12 protein-coding genes are annotated in these 11257 nt (G+C 65.3%); 1 reads left to right on the top strand and 11 read right to left on the bottom strand.

Features of this window, described 5'->3' with window-relative positions; genetic code table 11:
• Positions 1-13: 13 nt before the first annotated feature.
• A complete protein-coding gene (locus JDO7802_RS00315; RefSeq protein WP_055081713.1) occupies positions 14-1198 on the top strand; it encodes a geranylgeranyl diphosphate reductase in 1185 nt (394 codons plus the stop codon).
• 59 nt (positions 1199-1257) lie between these two features.
• On the opposite strand, the gene dxs is transcribed toward JDO7802_RS00315, so the two are convergent.
• The 11 genes from dxs to bchC all read right to left on the bottom strand — a co-directional run bounded on the left by dxs (position 1258) and on the right by bchC (position 11147).
• Complete coding sequence (gene dxs, locus JDO7802_RS00310; protein ID WP_083480948.1) at positions 1258-3159, bottom strand: 1-deoxy-D-xylulose-5-phosphate synthase; 1902 nt, start codon at positions 3157-3159, stop codon at positions 1258-1260.
• 66 nt (positions 3160-3225) lie between these two features.
• Positions 3226-3465: an RC-LH1 core complex protein PufX gene (gene pufX, locus JDO7802_RS00305; RefSeq protein ID WP_055081712.1), complete on the bottom strand. Its 240-nt coding sequence runs from the start codon at positions 3463-3465 to the stop codon at positions 3226-3228.
• A gap of 18 nt (positions 3466-3483) precedes the next feature.
• Positions 3484-4410, bottom strand: coding sequence for a photosynthetic reaction center subunit M (gene pufM, locus JDO7802_RS00300; RefSeq protein ID WP_055081711.1), 927 nt, complete (start codon positions 4408-4410; stop codon positions 3484-3486).
• Positions 4410-5255, bottom strand: a complete 846-nt coding sequence (pufL, locus tag JDO7802_RS00295) for a photosynthetic reaction center subunit L (protein ID WP_055081710.1) — start codon at positions 5253-5255, stop codon at positions 4410-4412. The genes pufM and pufL overlap by 1 nt, the downstream gene beginning before the upstream one ends.
• A gap of 117 nt (positions 5256-5372) precedes the next feature.
• A complete protein-coding gene (gene pufA, locus JDO7802_RS00290) occupies positions 5373-5543 on the bottom strand; it encodes a light-harvesting antenna LH1, alpha subunit (protein WP_055081709.1) in 171 nt (56 codons plus the stop codon).
• Positions 5544-5558: 15 nt separating this feature from the next.
• A complete protein-coding gene (pufB, locus tag JDO7802_RS00285; RefSeq protein ID WP_055081708.1) occupies positions 5559-5714 on the bottom strand; it encodes a light-harvesting antenna LH1, beta subunit in 156 nt (51 codons plus the stop codon).
• 111 nt (positions 5715-5825) lie between these two features.
• On the bottom strand, positions 5826-6074 hold the full coding sequence (gene pufQ, locus JDO7802_RS00280) for a cytochrome PufQ (RefSeq protein ID WP_055081707.1): 249 nt from the start codon (positions 6072-6074) through the stop codon (positions 5826-5828).
• Positions 6071-7534: a chlorophyllide a reductase subunit Z gene (bchZ, locus tag JDO7802_RS00275; protein ID WP_055081706.1), complete on the bottom strand. Its 1464-nt coding sequence runs from the start codon at positions 7532-7534 to the stop codon at positions 6071-6073. Before bchZ ends, pufQ begins: the two co-directional genes overlap by 4 nt.
• A gap of 91 nt (positions 7535-7625) precedes the next feature.
• Complete coding sequence (gene bchY, locus JDO7802_RS00270; RefSeq protein ID WP_055081705.1) at positions 7626-9209, bottom strand: chlorophyllide a reductase subunit Y; 1584 nt, start codon at positions 9207-9209, stop codon at positions 7626-7628.
• Positions 9202-10209: a chlorophyllide a reductase iron protein subunit X gene (locus JDO7802_RS00265; RefSeq protein ID WP_055081704.1), complete on the bottom strand. Its 1008-nt coding sequence runs from the start codon at positions 10207-10209 to the stop codon at positions 9202-9204. The genes bchY and JDO7802_RS00265 overlap by 8 nt, the downstream gene beginning before the upstream one ends.
• Positions 10206-11147 (bottom strand): chlorophyll synthesis pathway protein BchC, encoded by a 942-nt coding sequence (bchC, locus tag JDO7802_RS00260; RefSeq protein ID WP_055081703.1) that lies wholly within the window; start codon positions 11145-11147, stop codon positions 10206-10208. The genes JDO7802_RS00265 and bchC overlap by 4 nt, the downstream gene beginning before the upstream one ends.
• Positions 11148-11257 lie beyond the last annotated feature (110 nt).

The raw sequence follows: 11257 nt of genomic DNA, 5'->3' as shown, positions 1-11257 counted from the left end.
GGGGAGAGATAGGATGCAGGAATTCGACGTCGTCGTCGTCGGCGGGGGCCCGTCCGGGGCGACCGCCGCTATGGATCTGGCCCGCTCGGGTCACCGGGTCGCGATGCTGGACCGCGCCGGGCGGATCAAGCCCTGCGGCGGCGCCATTCCGCCCCGGCTGATTTCGGATTTCGCCGTTCCCGACAGTCAGATCGTCGCCAAGATCACCACGGCACGAATGATCTCCCCCACCAAGCGGCGCGTGGACATCCCGATCGAGAACGGCTTCGTCGGCATGGTCGACCGGGAGCATTTCGACGAATTCCTGCGCCTGCGGGCCATCGGGGCCGGTGCCACGCGGTTCACGGGCACGTTCCAGACCATCACCCGCGACGATGCCGGCACCAAGGTGACGTTCCGCGACAAGGCCACAGGGGAGCCGGTTACGCTGCGCACCCGCCTGATCGTCGGGGCCGACGGGGCCCGGTCGAATGTGGCCAAGGCGGAAGTGCCGGGCGGCGACAAGATCCCCTATGTCATCGCCTACCACGAGATTATCGAGGCTCCGGCCGCGACCGAAAACTATGACCCGGATCGCTGCGACGTGATTTACGACGGGGCGATTTCGCCCGATTTCTATGGCTGGGTCTTCCCCCACGGCGGGCAGGCCAGCGTCGGCATGGGGACGCAGCACACGAACGTCGATCTCAAGGATGCGACGACGGCGCTGCGTGCGGCTTCCGGGCTGACCGACTGCAAGACGATCCGAAAGGAAGGCGCGCCGATCCCTTTGAAGCCGCTCGACAAATGGGACAACGGGCGCGACGTGGTGCTGGCCGGCGATGCGGCGGGTGTGGTGGCGCCGTCGTCGGGCGAAGGTATCTATTACGCGATGGTGGGGGGGCGCGTTGCCGCGACCGCCGCCGCCGCCTGCCTCGCCTCGGGCAAGGCCAAGGACCTGCAGTTGGCCCGCAAGCTGTTCATGAAAGAGCACAAGGGCGTCTTCCGGGTGCTGGGTGCCATGCAGGACGCCTATTACAAGAGCGATATGCGCCGCGAACGCTTCGTATCGCTGTGCCACGACGTCGATGTGCAGAAACTGACGTTCGAGGCGTATATGAACAAGAAGCTGGTCCACGCCCGGCCCTTGGCGCACCTCAAGATCGGGGTAAAGAACCTGGCGCATCTGGCCGGAATCGTGTCGCCCACGCGGGTCTAGCGCGGCGGGGACGGACCCCCGCCTTCTGGAATAGTTCCGAAACGAAGAAGGCGCTGATCTCAGATCGAGGTCAGCGCCATTTTCACACCCGCCGCTTGCGCGGCTGTCGCGGCGATATCGGTCGCCGTCAGGCCGGCATCGGCATACATCGCGTCGGGCGCGGCCTGATCGATGAAACGGTCCGGCAGGGTCATGGTGCGCACGGCCAGCGTACCATCCAGCAGCCCCTCGCCCGCCATGTATTGCAGGACCATGGCCCCAAAGCCCCCGACCGCCCCCTGTTCGAGAGTGATAAGCGCACGGTGCGATCCGGCCAATTTGCGGATCAGCGCGTGATCCAGCGGTTTGGCAAAGCGTGCGTCGGCGAGCGTGACGGTCAGACCTTGTGCGTCAATCAGTTCGACGGCCTTGCGCGCCTCGCCCAGATGGGCCCCGAAGCTGAGGATGGCGATATCCTCGCCCGATTGCAGAACGCGGCCCTTGCCGATTTCCAGCGGCGTGCCAACGTCCGGAACCTCGACCCCTTCCCCCTCGCCGCGTGGATAGCGAAAGGCGATGGGACCGGAATCATGGGCGGCGGCCGTGGCGACCATATGGACCAGTTCCGCTTCGTCTGAGGCGGCCATGACAGTCATGTTCGGCAGCGCCGAAAGATATCCGACATCGAAGGCTCCGGCGTGGGTCGCCCCATCGGCCCCGACCAGACCGGCCCGGTCGATTGCGAAGCGGACCGGCAGGTTCTGAAGTGCGACGTCATGCACGATCTGATCGTAGCCGCGTTGCAAAAAGCTGGAATAGATGGCGCAGAACGGTTTGAGACCGGCGGCGGCCAGACCGGCGGCGAAGGTGACGCCGTGCTGTTCGGCGATGCCGACGTCGAACATGCGGGCGGGATGCGCCTTGCCGAAGATGTCCATGCCGGTGCCACCGGGCATGGCGGCGGTTATCCCCACGATGGTGGGATCGGTTTGCGCCAGTTTGGCCAGCGCTTGGCCGAAGACCTTGGTATAGCTGGGCGCATTGGGGCGCGACTTGCTTTGCAGGCCGGTCGCCACGTCGAACTTCGCGACCCCGTGGCCGCAGTCGGCGGCACCCTCGGCGGGGGCATACCCCTTGCCCTTGACGGTGCAGGCGTGGATCAGCACGGGGCCGGTGGCGCGGGCCCGCGCGGTGCGCAGGACGGCCAGAAGCTGCCCCATGTCGTGCCCGTCGATCGGGCCGATGTACTCAAACCCCAACTCCTCGAACAGGGTGCCCTGCCCGCCGGTCGCCCCGGTCACCAGCTGGCGCGCGCGCCGCGCCTGATCGCGCAAAGGTCCGGGCAGCGATTTCTCGATATCCGACGCCATTTCCTTTAGCCCGCCCAGCGGGGAGGCATAGAGACCGGAGAGGTATTTCGACAGCGCGCCGACCGGCGGGGCGATCGACATCTCGTTGTCGTTGAGGATGACGAACATGCGGCGACCCTCGGCCCCCGCAGCATTCATCGCCTCGAATGCCATGCCCGCGCCGATGGCCCCGTCGCCGATCACGGCAACCGCATCGCCCGTGGGTTGACCCATGTCGCGCCCTACGGTGAAGCCCAGGGCGGCGGAAATGGACGTCGAGGAATGGGCGGCACCGAAGGGGTCGTATTCTGACTCGCTGCGTTTGGTGAAGCCGGAGATCCCGCCTTCCTGGCGCAGGGTATGCATCCGGTCACGGCGCCCCGTGAGGATCTTGTGCGGGTAACACTGGTGGCCCACGTCCCAGATGATCTTGTCGCGCGGCGCATCGAAGACGGCGTGCAGCGCCACGGTCAGTTCGACCACGCCCAGCGAGGACCCAAGATGCCCACCGGTCTGACTGACGGCGGCGATGGTTTCGGCACGCACCTCGTCTGCCAAACGTCCGAGCTCGGGATCGGTGAGGGAAGACATGTCCGATGGCACGGTAACGCGGTCCAAATGGGGGCGGTGCATGATCGATCCTCCGAGGTCGGATAAAAAAGGGGGCGGCGGCCATGTGGCCCCGCCCCCATCGTCGGTTCAGGTGAAAACCCTATCCCCGGGAACCTCGAGCGAGGAGCGCGGGGGGTTCGGATCGGGCTGGTCCTGGCTTTCTTCGGGCAGCAGACCGCCGACCCAGGCGAAGAACGCCACGAAGAGAACCACGCTGAGCGAGAAGACCGCGGCATAGCCCGCCCCCTTCAACATCAGGAGCGTGATGTCGCCGTAGAGCCTGGATTCCGGGGTGCCGCCGGCGCTGAGATAGTCGTGTTCGGCCATTGATCTGTCCTCCGTTGTTCAGTCGAGCGGGGCGTAGCCGTGGTCCTGCGCCCAGATGTACCAATTATCGACGACCGTGCCGGTCAGCAGGATGCCGATGCCGCCCGTAAGCGTCGTCAGCACCGCGAACCACCACGCCCAGCGGTGAATACCTTCCATGGTGGCGTTGAACCCCATGGTCCAGCGCCAGAAGAGCGAGGCGCGTTCCGTGGCCGTGCCCCGGTCGACGATCTGCTCGATCTCGCGCTCGCCGCCGAAACGGCTGACCGCGAGGATCGTGGCGCCGTGCATCGCGAAGAGAAGCGCGGAGCCATAGAGGAACACGATCGAGAGCGCGTGGAACGGATTATAGAACAGGTTGCCGTAGGTCAGCGAGAACAGGTTCGTCCAATCGAGGTGCGAGAAGACACCGTAGGGCACCATCTCGGACCACGATCCCATGAGGATCGGCCGGAAGAGACCCAGCACCAGAAACAGCCAGATCGCGGAGGCGAAGGCCCAGCTGACATGCTTGCCCATTCCCAGTTCGGCCGCCCTTTCGTAGGTGCGGACCCACCAGGCCAGCACCGCGATCAGCAGGAAGAAGGAGGCGATCATGAAGTACCCCCCTTCGGCCATCGGCGGCATGCTCAGCCCGTAGTCCGGGGACGGCGGGTCGAGCGACAGCCAGAACAGGTCCCGCAGGAACAGCGCGGGATTGAAGTTGACCTGTTGCCAGAACGAGAAGCCGACCATCACGAACCATGTCGTGCCCGTCACGAGCGACAGCACACCGTAGGGTCCGAGGTAGATGGGCCCCAGCTGCGCGTTGCCGATGACGCCGGCAAGCTTGGAGAAACTGGCCCCCTTGCTGCGCTCCCGCTCGGCGTCGACGCCCTCGACCATGCCCATCTCGGGCGGGCCCTGGACTTGCACCTGGGTGAAGATGTTTTGGTATTCAAGCATCAGAAGACCCCTCCTTCGATGTCGGCCCACCAGGGCAGGAAAGCGTACCAGTCCCACCAGGCGGCCCAGGGCTCGAACCAGACGGTACCGGAGATGACGATGCAGACGGCGCTCCAGAAACCGGCATTCAGCGCCAGAAGAAGGCCGAGGCGGTGAATGCCCAGCGGTCCGATCGAATAGCCGATGAGGTCACGGAAATAGGTGTCCTCGTGTTCGGGCGATTTGATTTCCTGACCCTTGGGCGGGTTCACGGCCGACAGCACCAGCGAGCCGTGCAGCGCAAGCGCCAGGCAGGTGGTGAAGAAGAACGTAATCGCGATCATGTGGGCCGGGTTGTAGTGGAAGTTGCCGTAGGCATAGCCGACGTTGTTCACCCAATCGAGGTGGGAGAAGATGCCGTAGGGAAACCCGTGGCCCCAGGCCCCCATCAGCGCCGGGCGGATGATGACCAGCGTGACATAGGCGAGGATCGCGATGCTGAAAGCGAAGGGCACGTGGTAGCCGATGCCCAGCTTGCGGCAGATCTCCACCTGGCGCAGCGCCCAGCTGACGAAGGCACCAGTCGCGCAGATCGTGATGATCTGCCACAGGCCGCCTTCGGCGAGTGGGGCGGCGCCCAGGCCGACCTCCAGCGCGGGCGGGTTGATCGAGATCAGCCAGGGGTTCCAGGTGTCGCCAAGCGAGGCGCCGTAGAAAATCAGGATCGTCCCGAGGGCGGCGAAGAAGAACGTCGTGACCCCGAAGAAGCCGACGTAGAACGGCCCCACCCAGAAATCGAACAGGTCGCCGCCGATCAGCGTGCCGCCCCGGACGCGGTATTTTCGTTCGAAGGTGAGCTGTGCCATCTTCTGTCTCCAGTTGGTTGCGGTTTGGGGTCGCAGGGCCCCGGCGCGGAATGTCTTGGTTTGTCGCGGGCGGCCGGGTTGGGCCGCCCGCCCGCGACTGTTTTCAGCGTCGGCCGATCACTCGGCGACGATAACTTCGGCGGCGAATGCGCGCTCGAACCAGTTGGTTTCCGGGTTGCTGAGCAGGACGAGGTGAATCATCGCCGCAAGCAGGAACAGGAAGACGCCCTGAGCCACGAAGACGCGGCGCGGATCGAAGACCAGCCAGATTTTATAGAACTGTGCCATGTGGAAGTCCTCCTATTACCAGCTGAACCAGGGCAGCTTGAAGTACGTGAGAATGTGGGCGACGACCGCCACGGCGGTGAACAGGTAGAACCCGCTCAGGTACACCGAGTGCAATTCCTGCGCCTGCTCGTCCGTCAAACCCGTGAAGGACAGGTCAGATTTATCAGCCATTATTTTTCTCCTGAAAAGATGAACTGACGCCGCGGGACCCCCGCGACCGGGTATGACGGGGGCTCATCCCCCATCCCATTCCACCACCCCGCAGGGATTGGGAAACTTGTGTCACGCGCTGAAGATCCGCGGCGTGATGATCTGTGCCTGCGCCCAGGCGGTCCGCAGGGGACCGTGCTGGGGCAATTCCATCCGGCGCAGCGTCGACAGGGCCCAGGTCACGCACGTCAGCGGCAGGGTCGCCAGAAGGATGAGGGCGAAATAGGCGTAGTATTCCCGCTGGTGCGCACGGGCGCGGCGGGCCTTGGGGCCAGTCGCATGCGGCGTGAAATCCATGTGGTCCGTTGTGAAGTCGGTCATGTCCTGTCTCCTCCGGTCTTGGGTTGCAGCCGGTCGAGCGTCGCAAGGACGACCCGTTCGGCCCCCTCGTCGAGCGCGGCTTTTTCGGCCGCGTCTCGCAGGGATTTGGCCGCCGAGATCCGGGTCAGAACCGGATGCGTGGCGACGATTTCGTCGAGTCGGGCCTGCGCGTCGGCGTCCCAGGGGAAGTCGCGGCGCAGGGGCGTGGGCGTGGCGGGCGTCGCGTCCATTTCCGTGCCCAGCGGCAGGATGTGGAACAGCGCATCGAAGAGGCCGTTGCAGACCTCCTGGATCAGATAGGTGGCACCGGCGTAGCCCATGAAAGGCGTGCCGGTGTGCCGGCGGATCGCGGCGCCCGGAAAGCTGGCGGGCAGGAAACTGGGCTGAGGGCCGAAGCCGTTCTTGGTCTCGGCCAAGTACATCTTCTCGTTGATCGACCCCATCAGGATCATCGGCCGCTTGGCGTGGATCATCGCACGGACCTTGTCGTTGTCGGTCTTCTTGCCGCGCGTGCGGGCCACCGCAAAGGCACAGGGCAGGCCCATGTCGCCTTCGAGGAAATTGCGAATGCCACGGGCGTAGGTCTCGGTCGCCACGATCCCGAAACTGGAGGTTGAGAAGAAATCCTGCGTGACCGAGCGCCAGAGATCCCAGATAGGCTTCAGGGTCGAATGCTTCTCGCTCTCGATGAACGGCTCGGGGTCCAGTCCCGTCAGCTCGCCCAGCTTGCGCAGGAACTTCGTGGTGGAGTCGATGCCCATCGGCGCTTGCAGATACGGCTTGGAGAGCACCTCGCAGAGGCCGCGCCCGAACTCGCGGTACATCGTGACGTTGACGTCGGCGTTCACTAGGTTGCGCATCTCGGCGACATGCGCGCCCAGCGGCATGACCATGTTGATCTCGGCCCCGATGCCTTCGACCAGACGGCGGATCTCGGCGAGATCGGAGGGCATGTTGAACGTGCCGTACATCGGCCCGAGGATGTTGACGCGGGGGGCGGCGTCATCCGCGCGCTTCTTCTCGGGCGGCATCCGGCCCTTGGTCATGCCGAATTCGGTGAAGATCCACGTCATCGCGCGGTCCGCGCTCTCCCACTGGTCCTCGTCGATGGTGCGCGGCAGGAAGCGCTGGATGTTGGTGCCCTGGGGTGTGACGCCCCCGCCGATCATCTCGGCGATGGAGCCTGTGACGACCACCGCAGGCAGCGCCGGGTCCAGCGTCTGCCAGGCGCGCTTCATCGCCTCTTCGGTGCCCGAGCCCATCTCGTCTTCCGACAGTCCGGTGACGACGATCGGCAACTCGTGCGGCGGCAATCCGTCGGTGTAATGCAGCACGGAGGTGACGGGCAGGTTCTCGCAGCCGACGGGCCCGTCGATGACGACCTGCAACCCCTTGGTGGCGCAGAAGGCATAGACGGCACCCCAGTATCCGCCCGCGCGGTCGTGGTCTTGGACTAGCATGACTGCACCCCAATCGAGAGGGGGCGCAAACGGGCATCGCTGACGCGATACCCTGCCTCGCGCTTTGCGCGTTTTTGAACAAAAACACGCATTAGATGAACTCCGCCGCTTTGGCAGCCTTGGCGCGCTTCTCGATCTTCTTGAGGTTCTGCGCGCGGAACTGCGGATGCGTGTCGGGCGTGCCGTTCCAGATGCCCGCCGTGTCGCCGGTGCCGACGCCCTCGAAGAAAGCGCGCATCTTGTCCATGCGGGGCTTGTTGGCCATGGCTTGTCCGACGACTTCCGTCAGCGATCCGGCCCCGGCGATGCCCATCAGCGGCCGCGCCGAAATCAGGTTGGTGTAGTAGAGCGACGGGATGCCGACCTCCTTGCCCTTCTGGACGACGGGCGTGGTCCCGATGGCGAGATCCGGCTGGATCGCCTCCATCGCCGACAGGTCGTCTTCCAGCGAGGCGCGGAATTTGACGCGCGTGCCGCGCGCCTCCAGCCAGGCGGCGTCGTCCTGCGACCAGCGGGTCTTGGGGCAGGCCGTGCCGACGTAAGGAATCGTAGCGCCGCTTTCGATGAGCAGGCGCGCGACCAGAAGCTCCGACCCTTCGTAGCCCGAAAGCGTGATGGTCCCTTCGATGCGGTTGGCGTCAAGACCGGCGCGGATGGCCGGCAGGACGGCGTTCTGCGCCTCGGCGATCTTGTCGGCCGAGAGGCCGAAGGCCGCGCCGATATTGGCCAGCCACCCGGCCGTGCCCTCGTATCCCACTGGGGCGGAGCCGACGACAGAGCGACCGGCGGCTTCGAACTCGCGCACGCTGGCGGTATAGAATGGGTGGATGGCAGCAACGGCGCCGCAATCAAGCGCGCCATAAAGCTCGCGCCATTCGCGGGTCGGGACCACGGGACCGGCGGCCAGGCCCAGCGGGGCCAGCATCGCGCCGATCATCATCGGGTCGGCGGGGAACATCTCGCCCAGCAGGGCAACGGTCGGACGGTCGGACTTGCCCGACTCCGGCATGGCGACGGGACCGGCCTCGATCTCCTTGCGGGCGTAGTTGAGCATCGCACCGGCCAGAACGTCCTTGGCTTCGGCATGGGTCGGCACGCCGAAGCCTGGCACGTCGATCCCGATGATGCGCACGCCGTCGATTTCCTTGGGCAGCAAGCGCAGCGGCACGCCCGACGCGGTCGGCACGCAGAGATTGGTGACGACGATGGCGTCGAGCCGCTCGCCGTCGGCCAGATCGTGCACGGCCTCGCGGATGTCCTCGAAGAGCTTGCCGGTCACCAGCGTTTCGGAGTTGAACGGGACGTAGCCGACCGAGCGGCGCGCCCCGTAGAAATGCGACACGAACGACAGGCCGTAGACGCAGCAGGCGCTGCCCGACAGGATGGTCGCGACCCGCTTCATCCGCAGGCCGACGCGCAAGCTGCCGAAGGCGGGGCACATGCTCTGGGGTTGGTCGTGCGGGCCGGTGGGGTAGTCGGCGGCGAACTTGTCGAGCAACTCGGACTGACCCGCGGCGCGCGCGGCCTCCTTGAGCGTCGAGGTCGAAGTACAGGCCCCTTGCGGTGCCGCCATGTCAAACACGGGCGCGTCATTGGTGACGGGCGCATCGGCTTCGGTGATCTGCACCTTGCCCGCGTCGTCGTAGGAGACGTTGTATCCGCTGGACTCAGACATCGTCGTACACGACCTCCAGGCTTTCTTTCGGCTTCGACTTGGTGCCGCGCATGTCGGCGTCAGTGGCTGGAACCAGCGTGACCTCCCCGCCCGTGTCCTTGCTGTCGAAGAGCGCGAGCAACCCGTCCTGATCCAGCGCGGTGGGCCGCACCGGCGGGGCGACGGCCACTTCGTCGCCAAGGGCGGCAAACAGACTGCCCCACTGGCTCTCGGACGTGCCAACGATCTGATAGTTGGCGGACTTCTTGCGCAGGTCGTCGTCCTGCGGAATGGCGGCCAGAACCGGGATGCCGACCGTCTTGGCGAAGGCCTGCGCCTCGCCCGATCCGTCGTCCTTGTTGATGACCAGACCCGCGACACCGACGTTGCCGCCCAGCTTGCGGAAGTATTCAACGGCCGAACAGACGTTGTTCGCCACATACAGCGATTGCAGGTCGTTGGAGGCGACAAGGATCACCTTCTGCGCCATGTCGCGCGCGATCGGCAGGCCGAACCCGCCGCAGACCACGTCGCCCAGGAAGTCGAGCAGGACGTAGTCAAAATCCCAGTCGTGGAAGCCGAGCTTTTCCAGCAGCTCGAAGCCGTGGATGATGCCGCGCCCGCCGCAGCCGCGCCCAACCTCCGGCCCGCCCAGCTCCATCGCGAAAACGCCGCCGCGCTTGAAGCAGACGTCGCCGATGGCGACCTCTTCGCCGGCCAGTTTCTTCTTGGACGAGGTCTCGATGATCGTCGGGCAGGCCTTGCCGCCGAACAGCAGCGAGGTCGTGTCCGACTTCGGATCGCACCCGATCAGCAGCACGCGCTTGCCCTGCTCGGCCATCATGTGGCTGAGATTGGCCAGTGTGAACGACTTGCCGATGCCGCCCTTGCCGTAGATCGCGATGATTTGCGTCTTGGACGTCGGCTCACCCTGGGGCACTTCGAGCGTGGCCTCTTCGTTGGCTTCGTCGCGCAGGCGCTGGTCGAAGTCGCGCAGGTTCGGAACGGTATCGAGGGTCATGCTGAGCCTTCCCAATCGAGGATCATCTTAAGGCAGGCGGGGTCGTCAAACGCCTGTTCGTAAGCAGCGGGCGCGTCCTGCGCGGCGCTGCGATGTGTGATGAGGCCGTCCATCGACAGCGCACCCGATTCGATCAGGCTGCGCGTCGCCAGAAGGTCGCCCTGCGTCCATTCGGCGGCGACGCGGAACCGCGCCTCTTTCATGAAGGCGGGCGGAAATGCGAAATTGATGGGGTCGGGATAGAACCCGGCCAGGACGATCTCGCCGCCCTTTTTCAAACGCTGGATCAGCGTGGGGATCAGGCTTGCGTCGCCCGACGCGTCATAGATCACGCCATAGTCGTGGCGATCGTCGGCATCGGGGTCGATGACAATGTAGTCGTCTGCCCCCGTCCGGCGATCGGCATTCTTTTCCCAAACGACAGGCGGCTTGCCCCCGGCGGCGACGGTCAGTCGGGCCAGCAGGCGACCCAGAACACCGTGGCCGACGATCAGGTCGGGCAGATCGGCGCGGGGACCGGCCAGTGCGTGACGGGCCGTTGCGGCCAGCGCCAGCAGTGCGCCACGAGCCCCGTGACCGGAGTCGAGACGAATTGTGCGGATCGCGTCGCTGACCAAGGTGCGCGACGCGCCGCCGAACAGGCCATGCGCCCCGTCGTAGCAATTGGCACCCGGCACGAAGACCGTGTCGCCGACGTTCAGATTGGACAGACGACCGGCTTCGACCACTTCGCCCACAGCCTCGTAGCCGGGGACCAGCGGATAACCCATGCCGGGAAACGGCGGCATCTCGCCGGACCAGAACAGCTTCTCGGTGCCGGTGGAGATGCCGGAATGGTGAACGGCGACGACCACATCGGAAGGCGTGGGCGCGATCAACGGCAGCATGTCGACCGAAACGGCGCGCGACCCGCTGAGTATGATGGCCTGTGTCTCCAAGTGATCCTCCCCGATCTCCGGCTCCGATGTCGCTGGCCGAAAGACTCGGCTTGGGTGACATCAGATAGTGTAACGTATGTCTGACACTTGTTGAGTGTCAATGTAAGTTT

It is taken from the genome of Jannaschia donghaensis (assembly GCF_001403795.1).
Classification (GTDB): domain Bacteria; phylum Pseudomonadota; class Alphaproteobacteria; order Rhodobacterales; family Rhodobacteraceae; genus Jannaschia; species Jannaschia donghaensis.
This window is presented reverse-complemented; position numbering and strand designations above follow the sequence as displayed.

Coding starts and splice junctions, on each gene's coding strand:
- pufL (WP_055081710.1), bottom strand. CDS start 5,255: ATGGCACAGCTCACCTTCGAACGAAAATACCGCGTCCGGGGCGGCACG.
- JDO7802_RS00315 (WP_055081713.1), top strand. CDS start 14: ATGCAGGAATTCGACGTCGTCGTCGTCGGCGGGGGCCCGTCCGGGGCG.
- pufA (WP_055081709.1), bottom strand. CDS start 5,543: ATGGCACAGTTCTATAAAATCTGGCTGGTCTTCGATCCGCGCCGCGTC.
- JDO7802_RS00265 (WP_055081704.1), bottom strand. CDS start 10,209: ATGACCCTCGATACCGTTCCGAACCTGCGCGACTTCGACCAGCGCCTG.
- pufB (WP_055081708.1), bottom strand. CDS start 5,714: ATGGCTGATAAATCTGACCTGTCCTTCACGGGTTTGACGGACGAGCAG.
- dxs (WP_083480948.1), bottom strand. CDS start 3,159: ATGCACCGCCCCCATTTGGACCGCGTTACCGTGCCATCGGACATGTCT.
- pufQ (WP_055081707.1), bottom strand. CDS start 6,074: ATGACCGACTTCACAACGGACCACATGGATTTCACGCCGCATGCGACT.
- pufX (WP_055081712.1), bottom strand. CDS start 3,465: ATGGCCGAACACGACTATCTCAGCGCCGGCGGCACCCCGGAATCCAGG.
- bchY (WP_055081705.1), bottom strand. CDS start 9,209: ATGTCTGAGTCCAGCGGATACAACGTCTCCTACGACGACGCGGGCAAG.
- bchZ (WP_055081706.1), bottom strand. CDS start 7,534: ATGCTAGTCCAAGACCACGACCGCGCGGGCGGATACTGGGGTGCCGTC.
- pufM (WP_055081711.1), bottom strand. CDS start 4,410: ATGCTTGAATACCAAAACATCTTCACCCAGGTGCAAGTCCAGGGCCCG.